This window comes from Burkholderia sp. KCJ3K979 (assembly GCF_016759955.1).
Lineage (GTDB): Bacteria > Pseudomonadota > Gammaproteobacteria > Burkholderiales > Burkholderiaceae > Burkholderia > Burkholderia orbicola.
In genome coordinates, this window is sequence record NZ_JACFYV010000095.1 from 1 (window position 1) to 22,849 (window position 22,849).

24 protein-coding genes and 1 pseudogene are annotated in these 22,849 nt (G+C 66.9%); 18 read left to right on the top strand and 7 right to left on the bottom strand.

The window, feature by feature from the left end:
• The 6 genes from H3O04_RS20140 to ftsB form a co-directional block, all read left to right on the top strand.
• The coding region (locus tag H3O04_RS20140) for a ComEC/Rec2 family competence protein (protein WP_442862837.1) at positions 1–445 on the top strand (445 nt) is incomplete at its 5' end.
• A gap of 190 nt (positions 446–635) precedes the next feature.
• Complete coding sequence (locus H3O04_RS20145) at positions 636–1,481, top strand: alpha/beta fold hydrolase (RefSeq protein WP_034174518.1); 846 nt, start codon at positions 636–638, stop codon at positions 1,479–1,481.
• Between the two features lie 181 nt (positions 1,482–1,662).
• Positions 1,663–3,321 carry a CTP synthase gene (locus H3O04_RS20150; RefSeq protein ID WP_006478404.1) on the top strand — a complete coding sequence of 553 codons (1,659 nt, stop codon included), beginning with the start codon at positions 1,663–1,665 and terminating at the stop codon, positions 3,319–3,321.
• Positions 3,318–4,172: a 3-deoxy-8-phosphooctulonate synthase gene (gene kdsA, locus H3O04_RS20155; RefSeq protein WP_011549472.1), complete on the top strand. Its 855-nt coding sequence runs from the start codon at positions 3,318–3,320 to the stop codon at positions 4,170–4,172. Before H3O04_RS20150 ends, kdsA begins: the two co-directional genes overlap by 4 nt.
• Positions 4,173–4,278: 106 nt before the next feature.
• Positions 4,279–5,562 (top strand): phosphopyruvate hydratase, encoded by a 1,284-nt coding sequence (gene eno, locus H3O04_RS20160; protein WP_006478406.1) that lies wholly within the window; start codon positions 4,279–4,281, stop codon positions 5,560–5,562.
• A gap of 81 nt (positions 5,563–5,643) precedes the next feature.
• Positions 5,644–6,069 (top strand): cell division protein FtsB, encoded by a 426-nt coding sequence (ftsB, locus tag H3O04_RS20165; protein ID WP_006478407.1) that lies wholly within the window; start codon positions 5,644–5,646, stop codon positions 6,067–6,069.
• A gap of 88 nt (positions 6,070–6,157) precedes the next feature.
• On the opposite strand, the gene H3O04_RS20170 is transcribed toward ftsB, so the two are convergent.
• The 3 genes from H3O04_RS20170 to H3O04_RS20180 all read right to left on the bottom strand — a co-directional run bounded on the left by H3O04_RS20170 (position 6,158) and on the right by H3O04_RS20180 (position 8,161).
• Positions 6,158–6,523: a hypothetical protein gene (locus H3O04_RS20170; protein WP_053526304.1), complete on the bottom strand. Its 366-nt coding sequence runs from the start codon at positions 6,521–6,523 to the stop codon at positions 6,158–6,160.
• 137 nt (positions 6,524–6,660) lie between these two features.
• Positions 6,661–7,611, bottom strand: coding sequence for an Hsp33 family molecular chaperone HslO (gene hslO, locus H3O04_RS20175; RefSeq protein ID WP_012328811.1), 951 nt, complete (start codon positions 7,609–7,611; stop codon positions 6,661–6,663).
• A 25-nt stretch (positions 7,612–7,636) separates the two neighbouring features.
• Positions 7,637–8,161: a gamma carbonic anhydrase family protein gene (locus H3O04_RS20180; RefSeq protein ID WP_006478410.1), complete on the bottom strand. Its 525-nt coding sequence runs from the start codon at positions 8,159–8,161 to the stop codon at positions 7,637–7,639.
• 143 nt (positions 8,162–8,304) lie between these two features.
• Between H3O04_RS20180 and H3O04_RS20185 the strand changes: the two genes are divergently transcribed.
• From H3O04_RS20185 to H3O04_RS20235, 11 genes are all read left to right on the top strand, one after another.
• Complete coding sequence (locus tag H3O04_RS20185; protein ID WP_175769573.1) at positions 8,305–9,165, top strand: ferritin-like domain-containing protein; 861 nt, start codon at positions 8,305–8,307, stop codon at positions 9,163–9,165.
• A gap of 173 nt (positions 9,166–9,338) precedes the next feature.
• On the top strand, positions 9,339–10,229 hold the full coding sequence (locus H3O04_RS20190) for an alpha/beta fold hydrolase (protein ID WP_006478412.1): 891 nt from the start codon (positions 9,339–9,341) through the stop codon (positions 10,227–10,229).
• Between the two features lie 82 nt (positions 10,230–10,311).
• Complete coding sequence (locus H3O04_RS20195; RefSeq protein ID WP_043887388.1) at positions 10,312–11,142, top strand: 3',5'-nucleoside bisphosphate phosphatase; 831 nt, start codon at positions 10,312–10,314, stop codon at positions 11,140–11,142.
• A gap of 72 nt (positions 11,143–11,214) precedes the next feature.
• Positions 11,215–11,847 carry an L-threonylcarbamoyladenylate synthase gene (locus H3O04_RS20200; protein WP_006478414.1) on the top strand — a complete coding sequence of 211 codons (633 nt, stop codon included), beginning with the start codon at positions 11,215–11,217 and terminating at the stop codon, positions 11,845–11,847.
• Between the two features lie 47 nt (positions 11,848–11,894).
• Entirely contained in the window at positions 11,895–12,557 is a 663-nt protein-coding gene (locus H3O04_RS20205; protein ID WP_011549479.1) for a site-2 protease family protein, read from the top strand.
• 8 nt (positions 12,558–12,565) lie between these two features.
• Positions 12,566–13,768 carry a tryptophan--tRNA ligase gene (locus H3O04_RS20210; RefSeq protein ID WP_012328807.1) on the top strand — a complete coding sequence of 401 codons (1,203 nt, stop codon included), beginning with the start codon at positions 12,566–12,568 and terminating at the stop codon, positions 13,766–13,768.
• Positions 13,769–13,776: 8 nt separating this feature from the next.
• Complete coding sequence (locus H3O04_RS20215) at positions 13,777–14,379, top strand: class I SAM-dependent methyltransferase (RefSeq protein WP_006478415.1); 603 nt, start codon at positions 13,777–13,779, stop codon at positions 14,377–14,379.
• 46 nt (positions 14,380–14,425) lie between these two features.
• Positions 14,426–15,328, top strand: coding sequence for a 4-hydroxy-tetrahydrodipicolinate synthase (dapA, locus tag H3O04_RS20220; protein ID WP_012328805.1), 903 nt, complete (start codon positions 14,426–14,428; stop codon positions 15,326–15,328).
• A gap of 111 nt (positions 15,329–15,439) precedes the next feature.
• Positions 15,440–16,585, top strand: coding sequence for an outer membrane protein assembly factor BamC (bamC, locus tag H3O04_RS20225; RefSeq protein ID WP_006478417.1), 1,146 nt, complete (start codon positions 15,440–15,442; stop codon positions 16,583–16,585).
• Between the two features lie 4 nt (positions 16,586–16,589).
• Positions 16,590–17,366: an MBL fold metallo-hydrolase gene (locus H3O04_RS20230; protein WP_011549482.1), complete on the top strand. Its 777-nt coding sequence runs from the start codon at positions 16,590–16,592 to the stop codon at positions 17,364–17,366.
• A 102-nt stretch (positions 17,367–17,468) separates the two neighbouring features.
• A complete protein-coding gene (locus tag H3O04_RS20235) occupies positions 17,469–17,672 on the top strand; it encodes a hypothetical protein (protein WP_006487056.1) in 204 nt (67 codons plus the stop codon).
• On the opposite strand, the pseudogene H3O04_RS36680 reads toward H3O04_RS20235, so the two are convergent.
• Positions 17,673–17,919 (bottom strand): annotated as a pseudogene (locus tag H3O04_RS36680) (hypothetical protein).
• Between the two features lie 56 nt (positions 17,920–17,975).
• Complete coding sequence (locus H3O04_RS20240; RefSeq protein WP_006478419.1) at positions 17,976–19,196, bottom strand: cupin domain-containing protein; 1,221 nt, start codon at positions 19,194–19,196, stop codon at positions 17,976–17,978.
• Between the two features lie 32 nt (positions 19,197–19,228).
• On the opposite strand from H3O04_RS20240, the gene H3O04_RS20245 reads away from it, so the two are divergent.
• Positions 19,229–19,771 carry an FKBP-type peptidyl-prolyl cis-trans isomerase gene (locus tag H3O04_RS20245; protein ID WP_011694320.1) on the top strand — a complete coding sequence of 181 codons (543 nt, stop codon included), beginning with the start codon at positions 19,229–19,231 and terminating at the stop codon, positions 19,769–19,771.
• Here H3O04_RS20245 and H3O04_RS20250 read toward each other — a convergent pair.
• Together H3O04_RS20250 and mutS are read right to left on the bottom strand one after the other, a co-directional pair.
• On the bottom strand, positions 19,751–20,998 hold the full coding sequence (locus tag H3O04_RS20250) for a hypothetical protein (RefSeq protein WP_023475921.1): 1,248 nt from the start codon (positions 20,996–20,998) through the stop codon (positions 19,751–19,753). The genes H3O04_RS20245 and H3O04_RS20250 overlap by 21 nt on opposite strands.
• Positions 20,999–21,002: 4 nt before the next feature.
• A partial coding sequence (gene mutS / locus H3O04_RS20255; protein WP_202588321.1) for a DNA mismatch repair protein MutS occupies positions 21,003–22,849 on the bottom strand: 1,847 nt, incomplete at its 5' end.

Here is a 22,849-nt window from a genome sequence, read left to right on the forward strand (position 1 = left end):
CGTCTTCACGATGCTGTGGCCGCCGGGCGGGGTGGGCACGGGGTCGTCGAACGGACAATCGTGCGTGTTGCGCCTCGATGCGGGCGGCACGTCGGCACTGCTGACGGGCGACATCGAGGCCGCCGCCGAGCGCCGGCTGGTGGCCGATGCGCGCGACGCGCTGGCCGCGCAGATCCTGGTCGTTCCGCACCACGGCAGCCGCACGTCGTCGGTCGAGCCTTTCCTCGATTCGGTCGGGCCGCGCGTCGCGGTATTTCCTGTAGGCTATCGTAATCGTTTCGGGCATCCGCACCGGACCGTGCTGGCCCGCTACGAGGCGCGCGGGATTCCGCTGCCGCGCACCGATCGCGACGGCGCCGTGCGATTCGACGTCGCGCCGGCCGGCGGCGGGTTTGCCTTCGCGCGCTATCGCGACGAACGGCGCAGGTACTGGATGGACCGGTGAGCGCGGCGAAGGCCGCCGTATCGGGATGGAAAGTTCGGGGCCGGCGTGCCGTACCGAAGCACGGTCCCGACAGAATACGAAGCATGGGACTGGCGTGAGAGCCAAAGCGCCAACGCCGGTCGACCGCGAAGCATGGGGCGGGAGTAAGTGCTGAAGCACTAACTCCCGCCGACAAAGGAGACATCGGCGTTTGAAGGACATCCTCCACTTCTCGCATGCGAACGGCTTCCCGGCGTCGACGTACCGGACGATCTTCGCCGAACTGGCCGACGACTACGAGTTGCGCTACGTCGAACGGATCGGCCACGACCGCCGCTACCCGGTGACGCGCGACTGGCCGCATCTCGTCGAGCAACTGCTCGACGACATCGGCAGCCGCTACGAGCGTCCGGTCTGGCTCGTCGGCCATTCGCTCGGCGGCTACCTGTCGCTGATGGCCGCGCTGAAGAAGCCGCAGTGGGTGCGCGGCGTCGTGATGATCGATTCGCCGATCATCGCGGGCTGGCGTGCCGGCGCGCTGCGCGCGAGCCAGTGGGCGGGGCTCGACGAGCGGCTGTCGCCGGCCGCGGCGACGCGCAACCGGCGCACCCGCTGGATGAGCCGCGACGAAGTCTGGCGGCACTTCCGCGAGAAGCCCGCGTTCGCGCGCTGGGACGAACGGATGCTGGCCGACTATATCGACTACGGGATTCCGCAGGCCGGCGCCGACGGCGAGCGCGCGCTCGCGTTCGACCGGCAGGTCGAATACCTGATCTACCGGACGCTGCCGCACACGCTCGGCCCGCGGCTCGCGCACGGCGCGCCGGTGCCGCTCGGCTTTCTCGCCGGCACGCGCTCGCGCGAGGTGCGGCAGGTCGGGCTCGATGCGACGCGCCGCGCGACGCGGGGGCGCATCGAATGGCTCGAGGGCAGCCACCTGTTCCCGATGGAGCGGCCGATCGAGACCGCCCGCGCATTGCAGCGGATGCTGAATTCGCTGAAGGCGGAAGAGGGCGGCGTTTCGCAGGCCGGCGCGCCGCTCGCGAAGCGCGCCTGACGTTTCGCCGGGCGGCTGGAACGCCCGCCGGTGGATGCGTGCGGCGCCGACCGGCCGGCCGGTTCGTACCGGCGCGCACGGCCGGCGCGGGTCGGCCCGAACGGGGCGCGATCATCACGCCAATTGCTGAGAGAAGGGCGGGCTTTACGGTATAATCCGTTTTTCCCGCGAGCATCCAGCGATGACCAAATATGTTTTCGTCACCGGCGGCGTAGTTTCTTCCCTTGGCAAGGGCATTGCCGCCGCTTCCCTCGCCGCGATCCTCGAATCGCGCGGTCTGAAAGTCACCCTCCTCAAGCTTGATCCCTACATCAACGTCGACCCCGGCACGATGAGCCCGTTTCAACACGGCGAAGTGTTCGTGACGGAAGACGGAGCGGAGACCGACCTCGACCTCGGCCACTACGAGCGCTTCATCAGCACGAAGATGCGCAAGGCCAACAACTTCACGACCGGCCAGATCTACGAATCGGTGATCCGCAAGGAACGCCGCGGCGACTATCTCGGCAAGACCGTGCAGGTCATTCCGCACATCACGAACGAAATCCAGGCGTTCATCGAGCGCGGGGCCGCATCGGCCACCTGCGGCGAGCCGGACGTCGCGATCGTCGAGATCGGCGGCACGGTCGGCGACATCGAGTCGCTGCCGTTCCTCGAGGCCGCACGCCAGATGAGCCTGCGCCTCGGCCGCAACAGCGCGTGCTTCGTGCACCTGACGCTCGTGCCGTACGTCGCGACGGCCGGCGAGCTGAAGACGAAGCCGACCCAGCACAGCGTGCAGAAGCTGCGCGAGATCGGCATCCTGCCGCACGTGCTGCTGTGCCGTGCGGATCGCCGCATCCCCGACGACGAATCGAAGAAGATCTCGATGTTCTCGAACGTGCCGGAAGACGCCGTGATCTCGGTGTGGGATGCCGACAGCATCTACAAGATTCCGCAGATGCTGCACGACCAGGGCCTCGACCGGATCATCTGCGAAGAGCTGAAGCTGTCGCCGAAGGACGCCGACCTGAGCATGTGGTCGGCGCTCGTCGAGAAGCTCGAGAACCCGAAGCAGGAAGTGACGATCGGCATGGTCGGCAAGTACGTCGATCTGACCGAGTCGTACAAGTCGCTGATCGAGGCGCTGCGCCATGCGTCGATCCACACGTCGACCAAGGTCAACATCGAGTACATCGACTCGGAAGAGCTCGAGACGAACGGCGTCGACAGCCTGAAGCATCTCGACGCCGTGCTGGTGCCGGGCGGTTTCGGCCGTCGCGGCACGGAAGGCAAGATCGCCGCGGTTCGCTACGCGCGCGAGTCGAAGGTGCCGTACCTCGGCATCTGCCTCGGCATGCAGCTCGCGGTGATCGAATTCGCGCGCGACGTCGTCGGCCTGAAGCAGGCGAACAGCACGGAATTCGATCCGGACACGCCGGAGCGCGTGGTCGCGCTGATCACCGAATGGTACGACCGCGAAGGCAAGGTCGAGACGCGCACCGAGGAATCCGACCTCGGCGGCACGATGCGCCTGGGTTCGCAGCGCTGCCCGATCAAGCCGGGCACGATGGCGGAAGAAATCTACGGCAAGGACGTGAACGAGCGCCATCGCCACCGTTATGAAGTCAATAACCGCTTCGTGCCCCAGCTCGAAGCCGGCGGCCTTATCATCAGCGCCCGTACCCCGAGCGAGGATCTGCCGGAAATGATGGAGCTGCCGCGTTCGATGCACCCGTGGTTCGTCGGCGTCCAGTTCCACCCGGAATTCACGTCCACGCCGCGTGACGGTCATCCTCTGTTCAAGTCGTTCGTCGAAGCGGCGCTTGCCAACAAGCAAGCGCGCGGAGTGCAAGCATGAAGCTGTGCGATTTCGAGGTCGGTCTCGACCAGCCTTTCTTCCTGATCGCGGGTACCTGCGTCGTCGAATCGGAGCAAATGACGATCGACACGGCGGGCCGCCTGAAGGAGATCTGCGAGAAGCTGAACGTTCCGTTCATCTACAAGTCGTCCTACGACAAGGCGAACCGCAGCTCGGGCAAGTCGTTTCGTGGCCTCGGAATGGACGAGGGGCTGCGGATTCTCGGCGAGGTGAAGCGCCAGCTCGGCCTGCCGGTGCTGACCGACGTGCATTCGATCGACGAGATCGAGCAGGTCGCGTCGGTCGTCGACGTGCTGCAGACGCCGGCGTTCCTGTGCCGCCAGACCGACTTCATCCATGCGTGCGCGCGCTCGGGCAAGCCCGTCAACATCAAGAAGGGCCAGTTCCTCGCGCCGCACGACATGAAGAACGTGATCGACAAGGCGCGCGACGCGGCGCGTGACGCGGGGCTGTCGGAAGACCGCTTCATGGCGTGCGAGCGCGGCGTCTCGTTCGGCTACAACAATCTCGTGTCGGACATGCGTTCGCTCGCGATCATGCGCGAGACGAACGCGCCGGTCGTGTTCGATGCGACCCACTCGGTGCAGCTGCCGGGCGGGCAGGGCACGAGCTCGGGCGGCCAGCGCGAATTCGTGCCGGTGCTCGCCCGTGCGGCGGTCGCGACGGGCGTCGCGGGCCTCTTCATGGAAACGCATCCGAATCCGGCCGAGGCGAAGTCGGACGGCCCGAACGCGGTGCCGCTGAACCGGATGGGCGCGTTGCTGGAGACCCTCGTCACGCTCGACCAGGCGGTGAAGCGCAATCCGTTCCTGGAAAACGATTTCAATTAAAGATCGAATGAACCTTGCGACGGCTTCGCGCGTCTGTAGCGAAAGCGGTTCCGGCACGCACGCCGTCGCAGTTTGAAGAATCCATCGTCATTCTCAGAGGAAACCCATGAGTGCAATCGTAGATATCATCGGCCGCGAGATTCTGGATTCGCGCGGCAACCCCACCGTCGAATGCGACGTGCTGCTCGAATCGGGCACGATGGGCCGCGCGGCGGTGCCGTCGGGCGCGTCCACCGGCTCGCGTGAAGCGATCGAACTGCGCGACGGCGAAGCCGGCCGCTACAACGGCAAGGGCGTGCTGAAGGCAGTCGAGCACATCAACACCGAAATCTCCGAAGCCATCATGGGCCTCGACGCGTCGGAACAGGCGTTCCTCGACAAGACGCTGCTCGAGCTGGACGGCACCGACAACAAGTCGCGCCTCGGCGCGAACGCGATGCTGGCCGTGTCGATGGCCGTCGCGAAGGCCGCCGCTGAAGAGGCCGGCCTGCCGCTGTACCGCTACTTCGGCGGTTCGGGTGCGATGCAACTGCCGGTGCCGATGATGAACATCGTCAACGGCGGCGCGCACGCGAACAACAGCCTGGACATCCAGGAATTCATGATCGTTCCGGTCAGCCAGCCGACGTTCCGTGAAGCGCTGCGTTGCGGCGCGGAAGTGTTCCACGCGCTGAAGAAGATCCTGAGCGACCGCGGCATGAGCACGGCCGTCGGCGACGAAGGCGGTTTCGCACCGAACTTCGGCAGCAACGACGAGTGCCTGTCGACGATCCTGCAGGCGATCGAGAAGGCCGGCTACCGTGCGGGCGAAGACGTGCTGCTCGCGCTCGACTGCGCGGCATCCGAGTTCTACCACGACGGCAAGTACCAGCTCGCCGGCGAAGGCCTGCAACTGTCGTCGGCCGAATTTACCGACTACCTCGCGACGCTCGCCGACAAGTTCCCGATCGTATCGATCGAGGACGGCATGCACGAAAGCGACTGGGACGGCTGGAAGCTGCTGACCGATCGTCTCGGCAAGAAGGTGCAGTTGGTCGGCGACGACCTGTTCGTCACGAACACGCGCATCCTGAAGGAAGGCATCGAGAAGGGCATCGCGAACTCGATCCTCATCAAGATCAACCAGATTGGTACGCTGACCGAAACGTTCGCGGCGATCGAAATGGCGAAGCGCGCGGGTTACACGGCCGTGATCTCGCACCGCTCGGGCGAAACGGAAGATTCGACGATCGCGGACATCGCGGTCGGCCTGAACGCCGGTCAGATCAAGACGGGTTCGCTGTCGCGCAGCGACCGCATCTCGAAGTACAACCAGCTGCTGCGCATCGAGGAAGACCTCGGCGACATCGCGAGCTACCCGGGCAAATCGGCTTTCTATAACCTGCGCTAACGCGCTACTATCGGGTTCGTCATCTCGACGCCGCTCTGTGCCTGTGCGCGGAGCGGCGCTTCTTATATCTGCGTCTCTTACATGCGGCTTGTCACTGTCGTCCTGATTGCCTTGCTGGCGCTCATTCAGTACCCCCTATGGTGGGGACACGGCGGCTGGCTGCGGGTGCACGAATTGCGTCAGCAGCTCGACGACCAGCTTCAGAAGAATGCGGACGAGAAGCTGCGCAACGAGCGCACCGCGGGCGAAGTGCAGGATCTGCAGAGCGGCACCGCGGCGATCGAGGAGCGTGCGCGCTACGAGATGGGCATGGTGAAGGACGGCGAAGTATTCGTGCAGTTCGTGTCGCCGAATGCGCCTGCGGGGCCAGTGAACAACACGCCATCGAATACGTCGACGCGCGGCGCGGTTTCGGCGGCGCCGGTGCGGGTCGTGCCGAATCCGCAGTCGATCGCGAAGCCGTCGCGCCATCACGGCGGCGACAAGGGCAAGCCGGCGCATCACTGAGCGCGGTACGTCGAATCCATTGAAAAAGCGCGGGAAATGCCGCGCTTTTTTATTTCCTGCCAGTCAGCAATCGATCGGACGACGCCGCTCACCACCACCAGCCCGGGTAACCGTAGCTGACGCCCGTGCCCCAGCGATTGCCCCATCCGCCGTAGTACCCGCCGTAGACCGTCACGGGTGGCGGCGAGTAATACGCCCACGCGCGCGCCGCCGCTTCGGCTGCCATCGCGCTGTTCTGTTCGCGCAGCACCTGCTGGTCGATCTCGTCGTAGCGCTTGCGTTCGGCGCTCGACAACACGGGTGGCTGGCCGCCCGACGCGCCCGGTTCGGGCAGGCGGCTCAGGATCGTGGAAGTCGGCGGCGGCATCGCGCAGCCGCCCAGCGCGAGCGTGCCGGCGGCCATGCCCGTCAGGACGACGCTGCGGATGGTGAGCAAGGGGTGAGGGCGATTCATGTGTTTCTCCTGCGGCGCGCCGACCGTGGGAAAGCGGCTTGCGCCGAAGGCCGGGCCTTGGGCGCCTGAGCCGCGGTGCGGCGCTCGTGCGTCATTATGCGCCCGTGCCGCGCCGGTGGCGGGCACGGGCGCATGGCTCAGTGACGCTGGTCGGTCGCGGGCGCGATGCCGGTTTCGACACCGGGTGCCGCAAACAGTTGCGCGACGTCGACCGGATCGAATTCATAGCGCTGGTTGCAGAACTCGCAGTGGATCTCGACGTGGCCGCGCTCGACGATCACGCTGTCGACTTCTTCACGACCGAGCATGCGCAGCATCGCACCGACCTTCTCGCGCGAGCACGAACACTGGAAGCGCGTGCCGGCCGGTTCGAAGTGCTGCACGTTTTCCTGCCAGAACAGCCGGCGGAACACGACTTCCGGTTCGACTTCGAGCAGTTCCTTCGCGGACAGCGTGCCGCCGAGCGTGCACACGCGCTCCCACGTGTCGATATCGGTTTCGGCGTTGCGCGGCACGATGCCGCCGTCGCCCGGCAGCTTCTGCAGCAGCATGCCGACCGCGCGGTCGCGATCGGCCGCGAGCCACAGCCGCGTGTCGAGCTGCTCCGAGTGATGCATGTAGTGCTCGAGCACCTGCGACACCGATTCGAGCGGGCCGTCGACGCCGTTCAGCGGCACGATGCCTTGATACGGCTGCTGGCCCGGCAGCTTGTCGGCCGGATCGAGCGTGATCACGCAGCGGCCGTGGCCGCTCGCGTTGACGAGCGACGCGAAACTCGTGTCGTCGCTGATCGTCTGCGCGGCGTCGCCGGAGAACTTCGCGGTGGCCCGCATCGACAGATCGGACCCGCACTGGACGACCAGCATCTGGACCGGCCCGTCGCCGAAGATCTGCATGATCAGGGTGCCGTGAAATTTCAGGTTCGCGGACAGCAGCGCGCATGCGGCCATCATCTCGCCGAGCACCGTGCGCACCGGGGCAGGGTAGTCGCGGCGGGCGAGCACTTCCTGCCACGTGTTGCGCAGCGAAACGATCTCGCCGCGCACGGGCGCCGCATTGAACATGAATTTCTGTAACTGGTCGCTCACTCTTCTTCCTTGAAATCCGTGCGAATCACCCGATCCGCACGAGTTGCTCCTTGAAATGCGCACGTCGCTCGACATACGTCTTCGCGTTCGCGCGCAGCCGCGCGACGTCTTCGGCCGACAGCTCGCGCACGACTTTCGCCGGTGCGCCGAGAATCAGCGAATTGTCCGGGAACGTCTTGCCTTCCGTCACGACCGCGCCGGCACCCACCAGACAGTTGCGGCCGATGACCGCTCCATTCAAGACCACCGCCTGAATCCCGATCAGCGAACCTTCGCCGATCGTGCAGCCGTGCAGCATCGCCTGGTGCCCGATCGTCACGTTCTCGGCAATCGTCAGCGGAAAGCCGGGGTCGGTATGCAGGACCGCGCCTTCCTGGACGTTGCTGCCGGCGCCGACCGTGATCGTCTCGTTGTCGCCGCGAATCGTCGCGCCGAACCACACGCTCGCGTTTTCCTCGAGCACGACCTTGCCGATGATGGCCGCCGTATCGGCGACGAATACGCTTTCGTGGATCGTCGGGGCCGTCTCGCCCAGCTTGTAGATCGTCACGGAGTCTCCTTGTCTCTTCGATGATGGGCGCCGGTAGAATGGCGCGTCCGGTTTGCCCGGCGCCTGGCGCCGCGGAACAAACGCATATTGTAAACCGTCGCGTGCCGATGCTCCCGCGATGCGTACGCAAGGTGTCCCCGTTTATGAGCATGGAGTCTTCTTCTTTCGACCAGCCGCAGGCCTGTGTGCGCAGCGTGGCGCTCGATGCGCTGCGTATTGCCGAGCCGGCGGCCAAGGCCGCGCGAGTGCGCGCGCTGCACGATGCGCTGCGCGCCGGGCAGGCGGCGATCGCGCCGGCGCTCCAGTTGCGCGAACCGGCCGGTCTGCCCGGGCGCCCGGCGCAGCCCCCGCTGGTCGAGCCGCGCGAGCTGCAGCGGCGCAGCATGCGATCGCCCGAAGGGCGCGCCGTGCTGCTGCACGCGCTCGCCCATATCGAGTTCAACGCGATCAACCTGGCGCTCGACGCGGTCTGGCGCTTCGCGGACATGCCCGACGCGTTCTATGCGGACTGGCTGAAGGTCGCGGCCGAGGAGGCCTATCACTTCACGCTGCTGTCCGACCGGCTCGCCGACGGCTTCGGGCATGCGTACGGCGATTTTCCCGCGCATAACGGGCTATGGGAGATGTGCGAGCGGACCAAGGACGATGTGCTCGCGCGCATGGCGCTCGTGCCGCGCACGCTCGAGGCGCGCGGGCTGGACGCCTCGCCACCGATCCGCGCGCGGCTCGTGCAGGCGGGCGACGACGCGTCGGCTGCGATCCTCGACGTGATCCTGCGCGACGAAATCGGCCACGTCGCGATCGGTAACCGCTGGTTCCGCCATCTGTGCGACGCAGCCGGGCGCGACCCCGTGCCGACCTATCGGCAGCTCGCCGAGCAATACCATGCGCCGCGGCTGCGCGGCCCGTTCAATTTCGATGCGCGACGCGATGCCGGCTTCGAGCAGGCCGAACTCGACGAACTGGCCGCGCAGGACGCGGCGGACGGGCGCACCGCGCATTAGCCGGATCGCGTGCGGCTGCGTCGGGTGGGCCGCCTGCTTGCGCGCCCGATCGACAGCCTCTTTCCGCCTGGCGCCGTACGACCTCGCTGCTAGAGCGGTACCTCGATTGCCGGCCGCCGGAACTGGAGCATCGCCGCTATAATCGAACGACCATTCTTTTTTTGGCGGTGGCAATGAGTGCGTCGAGTTCTGTTTCCGATTTCGTCACGGTGCGCGGCGTCCAGCTGCATGTGCGGCGCTGGGGCCGGCCCGATGCGCCGACGCTGTTCATGCTGCACGGCTGGATGGACGTTGCGGCGTCGTTCCAGTTCGTCGTCGATGCACTCGCGGGCGACTGGCAGGTGATCGCGCCCGATGCGCGCGGCTTCGGGCTGTCCGACTGGCCGGTCGCGCGGCAGGGCGGCGGCCACTACTGGTTCCACGAATACCTGGGCGACCTCGATGCGCTCGTCGACCGCTACGCGCCAACCGGCGAGGTCAACCTGGTCGGACACAGCATGGGCGCGAACGTCGTGTGCCTGTATGCCGGCGCCCGGCCGGAACGCGTGCGCCGCGTGGTCGATCTCGAAGGGTTCGGGCTCGCGCCGGCCCGCGCCGAACAGGCGCCGCGCCGGCTGCGCGGCTGGCTCGACGAGCTGCGCGAGCCGCCCGCGCTGCGGCCGTACGCATCCCTCGACGACGTGGCGGCGCGCCTGATCAAGACCAATCCGCGGCTCGATCCGCGCCGCGCCGCGTTTCTGGCCGCGCACTGGTCGAAACGCGGCGACGACGGCCTCTACCATCTGCTCGCCGACCCGGCGCACAAGATGCCGGGCCCGCTGCTGTACCGGCTCGACGAAGTGATGGCGACCTGGAAGCAGGTGCGCGCAAAGGTGCTGCACGTCGAGGCCGTCAATTCTCCGACGCTCGCGCACCTGGCCGGCGACATCCCGCTGCCCGAATTCAAGGCGCGCTTCAACGCGTTCCCCGACTGGCGCGAGAAGCTCATCGAGGATGCCGGCCACATGGTGCATCACGACCAGCCCGAGCAGATCGCGGCGTTGATCGAGGCGTTCTGCGCATAGGCGCGTGGCACGGGCGGCACGGCAGGCGGGCGGCGCAATTGCCGCGTTGCAGTAGAATGAGGCCTTACCTGCCATGCCGACAATGAACGCCGATCTCCACTGCCATTCCAATGTTTCCGACGGGTTGCTGTCGCCTGCCGACGTCGCGCGCCGCGCGCATGCGGGCGGGGTGACCCTGTGGGCGCTGACCGACCACGACGAGATCGGCGGCCAGGCGGCGGCGCGCAGCGAGGCGGAAGCGCTCGGCATGCGCTACCTGAGCGGCGTCGAGATTTCGGTCACGTGGGCATCGCGCACCGTGCACATCGTCGGTCTGCACATCGATCCCGCCCATCCGGCGCTGGTCGACGGCCTGTATCGCACGCGCCACGGCCGTGCGGCGCGCGCGGTGGCGATCGCGGAGCAACTCGCGACGCTCGGCATCCCCGGCGCGTACGAAGGTGCACTCAAATACGTATCGAATCCCGACCTGATCTCGCGCACGCACTTCGCGCGTTTTCTCGTCGAGAACGGCCACGCCGAATCGACGTCGGACGTGTTCGATCGCCTGCTCGGCGACGGCAAGCCCGGCTTCGTCCCGCATCGCTGGGCGTCCCTGTCCGACGCGGTTGGCTGGATTCGCGCGGCAGGCGGCGAAGCGGTGGTCGCGCATCCGGGCCGCTATCGCTATACGCCGGTCGAATTCGACGCGTTCTTCGGCGAGTTCATCGATCTCGGCGGCCGCGCGATCGAGGTCATTACGGGCAGCCATACGCCCGACCAGTACCGCGAATACGCGGACGTTGCGCGCCGCTTCGGCTTCGAAGTGTCGCGCGGCTCGGATTTCCACGCACCGGGCGAGGGCCGCATCGAGCTCGGCAGCCTGCCGCCGTTGCCGCCCGACCTGACACCGGTCTGGGAGCGCTGGCTCTGACGCCGGGCGGCTTCGGCCCGCCCGCGTTGCCGTTGATGCGCACATCCGACTTCTCCCTCTTTACGTGTCCCCATGTCCCAGTTCTTCAGGATTCATCCGGATAATCCGCAGCCGCGCCTGATCAAGCAGGCGGTGGAGATCGTCAGCAAGGGCGGCGTGATCGCGATGCCGACCGATTCGAGCTATGCGCTCGCGTGCCATCTCGACGACAAGGATGCGGTCGAGCGCGTGCGGCGGATTCGCGGCCTCGACGAGAAGCAGCACCTGTCGCTGCTCGTGCGCGACCTGTCGGAGCTCGCCAACTTCGCGATGGTCGACAACCGCCAGTACCGGCAGATCAAGTCGGTGACGCCGGGCCCGTACGTGTTCATCCTGCAGGCGACGAAGGAAGTGCCGCGTCGGCTGTCGCACCCGTCGCGCAAGACGATCGGGCTGCGCGTGCCGGATCACGCGATCACGCTCGCGCTGCTGGAGTCGCTCGGCCAGCCGCTGCTCGGCACGACGCTGATCCTGCCGCCGGACGACGAACCGCTGAACGATCCCGAGGAAATCCGCACGCGGCTCGAGAAACAGGTCGACCTCGTGATCGACGGCGGCGCGTGCCCGCGCGAACCGTCGACGGTGATCGACCTGACCGGCGATGCGCCCGAACTCGTCCGCGCGGGGCGCGGCGCGCTCGAACCGTTTGGACTCTCGGCCGCATGACCCGCGGTGTCATTTTTGCGCGAGTGCGCTTGTTACAATAACGCGATATGGATGCTTCCCTGATACAGACCATCGCCGTCTACGCGCTGCCCGTGATCTTCGCGATCACGCTGCACGAGGCCGCGCATGGCTACGCCGCGCGCCTGCTCGGCGACAACACCGCCTACGCGATGGGGCGCGTGTCGTTCAATCCGATGCGCCACATCGACCCGCTCGGCACGATCGCGATTCCGCTCGCGATGTACTTCCTGACCGGCGGCGCATTCCTGTTCGGCTATGCGAAGCCGGTGCCGGTGTCGTTCGGCAACCTGCGCAATCCGCGCTGGGGCAGCCTGTGGGTCGCGCTCGCGGGCCCGGCCTGCAACTTCGTGCAGGCGCTCGTCTGGGGCCTGCTGACCCTGGTGCTGCCGGCCGTCGGCGTCGACGAGCCGTTCTTCACGCGGATGGCGTTCGCCGGCGTCAGCGCGAACCTCGTGCTCGGCGTGCTGAACCTGTTTCCGCTGCCGCCGCTCGACGGCGGCCGCATCCTGGCGGCGCTGCTGCCGACCAGGCAATCGATCGCGCTGTCGCGCATCGAGCCGTACGGTTTCATCATCGTCCTCGTGCTCGTCACGACGGGCGTGCTGACGAACTTCTGGCTGCGTCCGCTCGTCAACGTCGGCTACGCCGTCCTGAGCGCCATCCTGTCTCCCTTCGCCTCGCTTTTCTAACGACAATCATGTTCCCAGAACGTATTTTCTCCGGCATGCGACCCACCGGGTCGCTGCACCTCGGTCATTACCACGGCGTGCTGAAAAACTGGGTGAAGCTGCAGTCCGAGTACCCGTGCTTCTTCTGCGTCGTCGACTGGCATGCGCTGACGACGCACTACGAGACGCCCGAGGTCATCGAGAAGAACGTGTGGGACGTGCTGATCGACTGGCTCGCGTCCGGCATCGATCCGGCGCAGGCGACGCTGTTCATCCAGAGCAAGGTGCCCGAGCACGCGGAACTCGCGCTGCTGCTCGGCATGAGCACGCCGCTCGGCTGGCTCGAGCGCGTGCCGACCTACAAGGAGCAGATGGAGAAGCTGAAGGACAAGGATCTGTCCACCTACGGCTTCCTCGGCTACCCGGTGCTGATGGCCGCCGACATCCTGCTGTATCGCGGCTCGCTCGTGCCGGTCGGCGAGGACCAGGTGCCGCACGTCGAGATGACGCGCGAGATCGCGCGCCGCTTCAACTACCTGTACGGCCGCGAGCCCGGTTTCGAGGAGAAGGCGCTCGAAGCCGCGAAGAAGCTCGGCGGCAAGCGCGCGAAGCTCTATCACGAGCTGCGCAACGCGTATCAGCAGGAAGGCGACGACGAGGCGCTCGAACAGGCGCGCGCGATGCTGCAGGAATCGCAAAGCCTGTCGATGAGCGACCGCGAGCGCCTGTTCGGCTATCTCGAAGGCGCGCGCAAGATCATCCTGGTCGAGCCGCAGGCGCTGCTGACCGAAGCGTCGCGGATGCCGGGTCTCGACGGGCAGAAGATGTCCAAGTCGTACGGCAACACGATCGGCCTGCGTGAAGACGCCGACACGATCACGAAGAAGGTCCGCACGATGCCGACCGATCCCGCACGCGTGCGCCGCACCGATCCGGGCGATCCCGACAAGTGCCCGGTGTGGCAGCTTCACCAGGTCTACACGGACGAAGCGACGCACGAATGGGTGCAGAAGGGCTGCCGCTCGGCGGGTATCGGCTGCCTCGACTGCAAGCAGCCGGTCGTCGAAGGCATCCTGCGCGAACAGCAACCGATGCTCGAGCGCGCGCAGAAGTACATGGACGATCCGTCGCTGCTGCGCGCGATCGTCGCGGACGGTTGCGACAAGGCGCGCAAGTACGCGACGGAAACGATGCGCGACGTGCGCGACGCGATGGGTCTGTCGTACAACTGATCCGGCGCATGAGCGAATCCGTCATCGCCGCCGCGGGCGGCCACGTCGGCCAGGCCGAGCCGTCGCGCTGGGTCGCGCAATGGGCGCGGCTCGTGCCGGCCGGCGGGGCGGTGCTGGACGTTGCCGCGGGCGGTGGTCGCCACGCGGGCTGGTTCGCGTCGCGCGGGCATCCGGTCGTCGCGCTCGACCGTGATCCGGCCGCGCTGGCCGCGTTGCGCGCGATTCCCGGCGTCGACGCCCGCGCGGCCGATCTCGAAGGCGCGCCATGGCCGCTGCCGGCCGGCGAGCGGTTTGCGGCCGTGATCGTCACGAATTACCTGCATCGTCCGCTCTGGCCCCATCTGCTCGATGCCGTGGCGCCGGGCGGCGTGCTGATTTACGAAACTTTCGCGCAAGGAAACGAAACGGTCGGAAAACCGTCCAACCCCGCGTTCCTGCTCGCCCCGGGCGAGTTGCTGGACGCGGTGCACGGCCGCCTGCGGGTGGTCGCGTACGAGGACGGTTTCGTCGCCGCGCCGCGCGAGGCATTCGTCCAGCGTCTCTGCGCAGTGCGCGAGGGCGCGACCCCGAAGGCGGGGGCGGGAATTCCACGTTACGAACTGCCCGGCTAATCCGCTACAATCTCAACGTTTACCGGTACACAATCAATCGCGTTTCATGGCTAACGGCACCCAAGACGGCATTCAAATCCGCGGCAGCATCCCCGCGATCGTCACCCCGATGCTCGAAGACGGCAGTCTCGACCTGCCGGCGTTTCGCAAACTGGTCGACTGGCACATCGCGGAAGGCACCGACGCGCTCGTCGTCGTCGGTACGAGCGGCGAGTCGGCAACGCTCAGCGTCGAAGAGCACATCCTGATGATCCGCACGGCGGTCGAGCATGCGGCGAAACGCATCCCGATCATCGCGGGCGCGGGCGGCAATTCGACCGCCGAGGCGATCGAGCTGACGAAGCACGCGAAAGCCGTCGGCGCGGACGCGACGCTGCAGGTCGTGCCGTACTACAACAAGCCGACGCAGGAAGGCATGTACCGCCACTTCCGGACGATCGCCGAAGCGGTCGACCTGCCTGTGATCCTGTACAACGTGCCGGGCCGGACGGTCGCGGACATGACGCACGAGACGACGCTGCGCCTCGCGGAAGTCCCGGGCATCATCGGCGTGAAGGAAGCGACCGGCAACATCGATCGCGCCGCGCACCTGATCAAGGCCGCACCGAAGCATTTCGCGATCTACAGCGGCGACGATCCGACCGCGATCGCGCTGATGCTGCTCGGCGGCCACGGCAACATCTCAGTGACCGCGAACGTCGCGCCGCGCGCGATGAGCGAGCTGTGCCGCGCGGCGCTGGCCGGCGACGTGCAGACGGCCCGCGCGCTGCACATGAAGCTGCTGTCGCTGCACAAGAACCTGTTCATCGAAGCGAACCCGATCCCGGTGAAGTGGGCGCTGCAGACGATGGGCAAGATGCAGGGCGGCATCCGGTTGCCGCTCACGGCGCTCGACGAGCGCTGCCACGATGCCGTGCGTTCGGCCCTCGTCGAGGCCGGCGTCCTCTGATGCCGAGGCGGCCGCGTCCTGCGGCCGCCGGCTCGACCCCTGATCAACCCGCACCGGCCGGCTCCGTCCGGCGCCGCTCCTGACGAGCGTTCTAGCAAGACGAAGGATTTCATGAAACGTTTCGCCTTTTCCTCTCGCGCCATCCAGTTGTCGGTGGTGGCGCTGGCGCTGGGCGCGCTCGCTGGCTGCGATACGCTGAACGACTACCTGGCCCCTGACCGGGTCAATTACAAGAACACCGGCTCGGCGCCGCCGCTCGCGGTGCCGAGCGACCTGAAGCCGGTGCAGACGACGCAGCAGTTCGTCGCGCCGCCGACCAACGCCGGGCTCGGCACGCTGCCGCCGCGGGCCACGACGCAGGCCGGCAATGCGACCGACGGCATCCCGAGCGCGCAGGATCCGCTCGGCATGCACATCGAGCGCGACGGCGATCGCCGCTGGCTCGTCGTCGACGGCCGGACGCCCGAGCAGCTGTGGCCGATCCTGAAGGAATTCTGGCAGGAAAACGGCTTCTCGCTGAAGACCGATGCGCCGTCGACGGGCATCATGGCCACCGACTGGGCCGAGAACCGCGCGAACATTCCGGACGACTGGTTCCGCCGCACGATCGGCCGGGTCATCGATTTCGCCTATTCGTCGGGCACGCGCGACCGCTTCCGCACGCTCGTGAACCGCACGTCGGACGGCAACACCGACATCTCGATCACGCACAGCGCGATGGAAGAAATGATGGTCGGCCCGCAGGGCGGTACGTCGTCGCGCTGGGAAGAGCGTCCGCGCAATCCGGTGCTCGAAGCCGTGTTCCTGTCGAAGCTGATGCAGAAGTTCGGCCTGACCGACGCCCAGGCGAAGCAGCTGTTGACCGATGCGCGTCCCGCGACGGCGCCCGCGCAGGTCAGCGATACGAGCGGCGGCGCCGCGACGCTGCAACTGGCCGAGTCGTTCGACCGCGCATGGCTGCGCGTGGGTCTGGCGCTCGACCGGACCAACTTCACGGTCGACAATCGCGACCGCGAGAAGGGCATGTACACCGTGCGCTATGCGAATTCGATGGAAGAGCTCAAGCGTGACGGCCTGTTCGGCAAGCTGTTCTACGGCGGCCCGTCGGCAGCCAAGCCGGGCAAGGAATACCTGATCAACGTGCGCGCGCAGGGCAACGGCGGCACGCAGGTCGCGGTGGTCGGCGCGAACGGCCAGGTCGACAACTCGTCGGACGCGCAGCGGCTCATTTCGCTGCTGCACGCGCAGCTGAACTGAGCGCGTGCGATTCGCCAGCCTCGGAAGCGGCAGCGAAGGCAACGCGCTGGTCGTCGAGGCCTCGAGCGGCACGACGACCACCCGCGTGCTGCTCGACTGCGGCTTTTCTGCCAAGGAGGTCGAGCGCCGGCTCGGCCGACTGAATCTCTGCATCGCCGATCTCGATGCGATCCTCATCACCCACGAACACAGCGACCACGTCGGCAGCGCGCTGACGCTTGCGCGCCGCGCGTCGTTGCCGCTCTACATGAGCTGGGGCACCGCGCGCGCGGTCGGCGCGGACGAGGCCGATGTCGATCTCCACGTGCTGTGGGGCGACGAGACGGCCGCGATAGGCGATCTCGCCGTGATGCCCTATACGGTTCCCCACGACGCGCGGGAACCGCTCCAGTTCGTCTTCATGGACGGAAACCGCCGCCTCGGCGTGCTGACGGACGTCGGGATGGCCACGCCGCACATCACGGCCGTCCTGAGCGGCTGTGACGCGCTGGTGCTCGAATCCAACCACGATACCGCGATGCTGGCCGCCAGCCGCTATCCGCAGTCGCTGAAGGCGCGGATCGGCGGCAACCACGGCCATCTGAGCAACGCCGCCGCGGCCGACATCCTCGCGTCGCTGGAACGCAGCCGTTTGCAGCACCTGGTCGCGGCCCATCTGAGCCAGCAGAACAATCTGCCGGAACTGGCCCGCCAGGCGTTTGGCGGCGTACTCGGGACGGACGGCGAAGACGTGGTCGTGGCCTCGCAGGACGCGGGCTTCGACTGGCTGATGCTCGGATGAGCGGAGCGGGGCTGCCGCGGCGGCCCGAAGCGGCTGCCGGGCGCTCGATTCGCAAGCGGCAGACGTAAAAAAACCGGCCCTCGGGCCGGTTTTTTTCAGCTGATGCTGAAGGCTTACTGGCTTGCGCCCGAAGCCGGAGCAGCCGTCGCTGCCGAAGCAGCCGACGCCACTGCAGCAGCAGCGTCGCTCGCAGCAGCCGTTGCCGACGAAGCAGCAGCCGAAGCGTCGCTCGCAGCACCAGCAACTGCCGAAGCAGCCGACGAAGCAGCAGCAGCCGCGTCGCTTGCAGCCGACGAAGCAGCTTGATCAGCGCTCTTGTTGCAAGCAGCCAGTGCAACAGCAGCCAACAGGGAAGCTACGAGGAGGGATTTCTTCATGATCACGTCCTTTTATGGTTAAAGGTAAGCAACAGCGCGAAACAATACCGGTAATGTGCTCCAACACCGACCTGGGCCGCTGGTGGAGATGCACTTCTTAGAGCGTGAATCTTCCCTACGGCTTGGGCGGAAATTATATGCACTTTCCTATCGACCGTCGACAAATGCGGGGTCAATACGTTGTCTTTCCCATACAGAATTTGATCTGTACGGGCATACGGGGCGACTCACACTAATTCCGGTTTCCGACCCGTATCCAGCCCGCACGATACCACTCGTGCAACAAGGCTGTCATCGAAGGAACCCGGGATAGTGTTACAAACCGTTTCGCCTCCATCTGACGTTGATTGGCCAGTTCGGGCAGCCATTCCCCGGCTTCCTCGAGCGGTCCTTCCTCGCCATTAATGAAGTACGAGCGCGCGTTATACATCAATGCGGCCCTTCTGTCGAGACGCACGCCACGGCGTGACGCCTGCGTGACGAACGCGGCCTCGGACAGCGGGCGCTCGGGCGGGTCGAAAACGACGTTCGATTTCGGCTCGCTCAGGTAGCAGCCGAGGAATTCGGCGACGTCGCGCTTGCGCCAGCGGATCGCGTCGACGATCTCCGCCACGCGTTCGACCATCGCCGGCGGCAGTTGCGCGGGCGCATCGACGGCCGGCTGCTTCGGATCGCGGTAGAGATCGTCGCCCCCCGCGTCGCGCAGGCCGCCGCGTTCCGCGAGGTAGTACAGGAACTGGGCGCCCAGCTCGCCGGCGGACGGGGCCCGGAAGCCGATCGAGCAGGTCATGCACTCGCCTTCGGCCACGCCGTCGTGCGCGATGTGAGGCGGCAGGTACAGCATGTCGCCGGGCTCCAGCACCCATTCGTCGCTCGGCTCGAAGTTTTCGAGGATCTTCAGCGGCACGTCCGGCTGCAGCGACAGATCCTTCTGCGCGCCGACCCGCCAGCGGCGCCGGCCTTCGACCTGCAGCAGGAACACGTCATACGAGTCGAAGTGCGGGCCGACGCCGCCGCCGTCCGTCGCATACGAGATCATCAGGTCGTCCAGCCGCGCGTCCGGGATGAAACGGAACCGGTCGAGCAGCGCGCGCGCCGCGTCGACGTGCAGGTCGAGCCCCTGCACGAGCAGGGTCCAGGATTTGCGCGTGACGGCAGGCAGCGCGTCGGGCTCGAACGGACCGTGCGCCAGTTGCCACTTGTTACGAAAATGGGTGATCAATCGTGATTCCGCGTCATAGTCGGCGGCGAGCTCGAACAAGGCATCGCGCGTGACCGGCGACGCGACGCCGGGGATCGCCTGGCGGATCAGCAGCGGCTTCTTTTGCCAGTAGCCGCGCATGAATTGCGCCGGCGTGAGGCCGCCGAGCAGCGGCGTGGGAAGATCGGAGGGCGGCGCGCCGAGCGGGGCGGCAGCGGTATCCCGCGGTTCGGCTTGAGACCGGTTGCGCATCGTATAATGAGACTTGTATTTGGGAGAATTGGATGAAAATCGCAAAAAACACCGTCGTGTCGGTCACTTACAAGCTGTCGGACGCACAGGGCAATCTGATCGAGGAAAGCGACGAGCCGATGGTCTATCTGCACGGCGGCTATGATGGCACGTTCCCCAAGATCGAGGAACAGCTCGACGGCCACGAGGCAGGCTACCAGGCGCAGATCCAGCTCGAGCCGGAAGACGCGTTCGGCGACTACGATCCCGAGCTCGTGAAGATCGAGCCGCGCGACCGTTTTCCCGAGCCGCTCGAAGTGGGCATGCAGTTCGAAGGCACGCCGGAAGACGGTGACGAGGAAGCCGACTCGCTGATCTATACGGTCACCGATATCGCCGAAGACAAGGTCGTGCTGGACGGCAATCACCCGCTGGCGGGCATGGCGCTGCGTTTCGCGCTGACCGTGAAGGACGTTCGCGAAGCCACCGAAGACGAAATCGAGCACGAGCATGCGCATGGCGCGGAAGGGCTCGAGATCGTCGACGAGGATGACGACGAAGACGGCGAAGCGCCGTCAGGGCGTACGCTGCACTGAGCTTGCCGGCAGGCCCGGCGCCGGCCCCGATGCGGGGGGCGGTGCCGGCCACGACGCGCCGCCCGGTGCGGCGCCGTCACCCTGTAACGGCGGCGCGACCGACGACGCGTCGGGCAGTGCCGGCAGCGCGGGGATTTCCGGCATCTGCGGCAGCGGCACGTCGTCGCGCGGCACGAGCGGCAGCGTGGGCGGCACCGGCAGGTTCTTCGGCACCTCCTGCAGGCTGACGTTGAAGATCGTCTGCCGTGCCGGCGATACGCTCACCTTCACCCACTGATTCGCCGGATGGCGCGGTCCGATCGCGACGCGCGTCACGTTTCCTACCAGCTCACCATCGTCGGCATGCAGCGGACGGTCGATCAGAAAGCCGTTCGCCAGCGGTTCGCCGCTCGCGTGCATCACCAGAATGGGGCCGCGGAACGTCGTCGCCGCCTTCACCAACGTTCGTTTCAGTTCGCGGAAGCCATCACGCACGCGTGGCCGGTTGAAACGCAGCCAGGCAAAGCGTTCCGCCCGTTCATAGCGTTCGAACTGCGGATCGCCTTCGAACATCACGACCATCGCGCGCGCTTCGCGCCGCTTTGCATACTCGGCCGCGTGATCGATCCAGAAGCTGTTCGCGATGATGCGGTCCTCGAATTCGCCGTTGCGGCCGCCCGCGGTCAAATAATGGTTGTTCGGCGCCGGCGCATTGAGTGCGACGTACACGATGTCGTCGCGCATCCAGCGTGCGTTCTCGCGATACGGCCGGAACCGTGCGACTTCGCTCTCCCGCGTGATCTGCAGTGCACCGGGGTCGGGCAGTGCCGAATCGGCGAGCAGCGTCTGCCGCAGGAAGTCGAGCCGCTCGACCGGGTCGTAGCCGCCGCCGGCCGCGGTGTTGCAGGCGATCCAGTCGTCGTGGCCGGGAATGAACACGAGCGGCACGCGCGCCGCATCCAGGATCGCCCCGCGCTGCGAATACAGCGCGTCGCGGCATGCTTCCTTCGAACCTTTGAGATCGCCTGCGTAGACGACGAACGCGAGATTGCGCTCGCGCGCGATCGCATCGAGCAGCCGCTGCGCAGCCGGTTCGTCCGCCGGAGCATTGATGACGCCCGACACGACCGCGAACGAGTAGGGCGCGGCGCTGCGCTTGGGCGGCGCGGCCAGTGCACCGGCCTGCGCCAGCGCAAGCACCGCCGCGACGAGTGCAGCGGCGGCGCGGGCCGGCAGGCCCCGCGGCATGCGCTTACGCGTGCCCGTCGGCATCGTGCGACCGGACCAGCGTGCGCAATTCATACAGCAGGTCGAGCGCCTCGCGCGGCTTCAGATCGTCGGGATCGATGTCGCGCAGTTTTTCGAGCGCCGGATGCGGCGTGTCGGGCAACGCCGGCGCGTCCGCGCATTCGAGATCGTCGACGGCCGCGGGCGGCGCGCTGAACAAGTCGAGTTGCGGCGTGTGCTGGGATGCCGACTGCTGTTCGAGATACGCGAGGTGCTTGCGCGCGGCGCGGATCACCGGTGCCGGGACGCCCGCGAGTTGCGCAACCTGGAGGCCGTAGCTCTGGTTCGCCGGGCCTTCGTTGACCGCGTGCAGGAACACGATGCCGTGGCCGTGCTCGACAGCCGACAGGTGGACGTTGGCCGCTTGCGGGAATTCGGCCGGCAGTTGCGTCAGCTCGAAGTAGTGCGTCGCGAACAGCGTGTAGCACGCGTTGTGCGCCAGCAGGTGGCGCGCGATGGCCCAGGCGAGCGCAAGGCCGTCGAAGGTCGACGTGCCGCGGCCGATCTCGTCCATCAGCACGAGGCTTTGCGGTGTCGCGTCGTTGAGGATCGCCGCCGCTTCGGTCATCTCGACCATGAAGGTCGAGCGGCCGCCCGCGAGATCGTCGGCCGCGCCGATGCGCGTGAAGATCCGGTCGATCGGGCCGAAGCATGCCGACTTCGCCGGCACGTAGCTGCCGACGTACGCCATCAGCGCGATCAGCGCGGTCTGCCGCATGAACGTTGACTTACCGCCCATGTTCGGCCCGGTGATCAGCAGCAGCTTGCGCTCGGTGCCGAATCGGCAGTCGTTGGCGATGAACTGCTCGACCTGCGCTTCGACGACCGGGTGGCGGCCCTGTTCGATTTCGATGCCGATCTCGTCGGTGAAGGTCGGCGCGACCCAGTCGAGCGCCCGTGCGCGTTCGGCGAAGGCGGCGAGCAGGTCGAGCTCGGCGAGGGCCGAGGCGACGCGCTGGCATTCGGGGATGAACGGCAGCAGCGCCTGCAACACCGAGTCGTACAGCGCGCGCTCGCGCGCCAACGCGCGTTCCTGCGCGGACAGCGCCTTGTCCTCGAAGGTCTTCAGTTCCGGCGTGATGTAGCGCTCGGCGTTCTTCAGTGTCTGGCGGCGGCGGTAATCGTCGGGCACCTTGTCGGTCTGGCCGCGCGTGACCTCGATGTAGAAGCCGTGCACCTTGTTGTATTCGACGCGCAGGTTCGCGATGCCGGTGCGCGCGCGCTCGCGCGCTTCGAGATCGATCAGGAACTGCCCGCAGTTCTCCGAAATGTCGCGCAGTTCGTCGAGCTCGGCATCGTAGCCACGTGCGATCACGCCGCCATCACGCACCATCGCGGCCGGCTCGGGGGCGATCGCACTCGTCAGCAGGTCGAGGCATTCGGCAGGGGGCGCGAGCGCCGCGTCGACGCGCGCGAGCGCATCCGCGTTCGCGACGATCGCGCCGATGCGCTCGCGCAGCGCCGGCAGCGCGGCGAACGTGTCGCGCAGGCTCGACAGGTCGCGCGGGCGCGCGGACAGCAGCGCGAGCCGCCCGGTGATCCGTTCGACGTCGGCGATCTGGCGCAGCGCACTGCGCAGCGCATCGAGGCTCGCGTTGGCCGGTGCATCGAGCAGCGCGCCGATCGCCTGCTGGCGCGACTGCGCGGCGACCGACGCGCGCGGCGGGTGATGCAGCCAGTGACGCAACAGGCGGCTGCCCATCGTCGTGCAGCAGGTGTCGAGCAGCGAATACAGCGTGGGCGACTCGGTGCCGCGCAGCGTTTCGGTCAATTCGAGGTTGCGGCGCGTGGCCGGGTCGAGCCCGATGTATT

Bases quoted from the DNA above. Each gene is read 5' to 3' on its own strand.
- H3O04_RS20150 (WP_006478404.1), top strand. From the start codon at position 1,663: ATGACCAAATATGTTTTCGTCACCGGCGGCGTAGTTTCTTCCCTTGGC.
- kdsA (WP_011549472.1), top strand. From the start codon at position 3,318: ATGAAGCTGTGCGATTTCGAGGTCGGTCTCGACCAGCCTTTCTTCCTG.
- eno (WP_006478406.1), top strand. From the start codon at position 4,279: ATGAGTGCAATCGTAGATATCATCGGCCGCGAGATTCTGGATTCGCGC.
- ftsB (WP_006478407.1), top strand. From the start codon at position 5,644: ATGCGGCTTGTCACTGTCGTCCTGATTGCCTTGCTGGCGCTCATTCAG.
- H3O04_RS20170 (WP_053526304.1), bottom strand. From the start codon at position 6,523: ATGAATCGCCCTCACCCCTTGCTCACCATCCGCAGCGTCGTCCTGACG.
- H3O04_RS20185 (WP_175769573.1), top strand. From the start codon at position 8,305: ATGAGCATGGAGTCTTCTTCTTTCGACCAGCCGCAGGCCTGTGTGCGC.
- H3O04_RS20190 (WP_006478412.1), top strand. From the start codon at position 9,339: ATGAGTGCGTCGAGTTCTGTTTCCGATTTCGTCACGGTGCGCGGCGTC.
- H3O04_RS20195 (WP_043887388.1), top strand. From the start codon at position 10,312: ATGAACGCCGATCTCCACTGCCATTCCAATGTTTCCGACGGGTTGCTG.
- H3O04_RS20200 (WP_006478414.1), top strand. From the start codon at position 11,215: ATGTCCCAGTTCTTCAGGATTCATCCGGATAATCCGCAGCCGCGCCTG.
- H3O04_RS20205 (WP_011549479.1), top strand. From the start codon at position 11,895: ATGGATGCTTCCCTGATACAGACCATCGCCGTCTACGCGCTGCCCGTG.
- H3O04_RS20210 (WP_012328807.1), top strand. From the start codon at position 12,566: ATGTTCCCAGAACGTATTTTCTCCGGCATGCGACCCACCGGGTCGCTG.
- H3O04_RS20215 (WP_006478415.1), top strand. From the start codon at position 13,777: ATGAGCGAATCCGTCATCGCCGCCGCGGGCGGCCACGTCGGCCAGGCC.
- dapA (WP_012328805.1), top strand. From the start codon at position 14,426: ATGGCTAACGGCACCCAAGACGGCATTCAAATCCGCGGCAGCATCCCC.
- bamC (WP_006478417.1), top strand. From the start codon at position 15,440: ATGAAACGTTTCGCCTTTTCCTCTCGCGCCATCCAGTTGTCGGTGGTG.
- H3O04_RS20235 (WP_006487056.1), top strand. From the start codon at position 17,469: ATGCTGAAGGCTTACTGGCTTGCGCCCGAAGCCGGAGCAGCCGTCGCT.
- H3O04_RS20240 (WP_006478419.1), bottom strand. From the start codon at position 19,196: ATGCGCAACCGGTCTCAAGCCGAACCGCGGGATACCGCTGCCGCCCCG.
- H3O04_RS20245 (WP_011694320.1), top strand. From the start codon at position 19,229: ATGAAAATCGCAAAAAACACCGTCGTGTCGGTCACTTACAAGCTGTCG.
- H3O04_RS20250 (WP_023475921.1), bottom strand. From the start codon at position 20,998: ATGCCGCGGGGCCTGCCGGCCCGCGCCGCCGCTGCACTCGTCGCGGCG.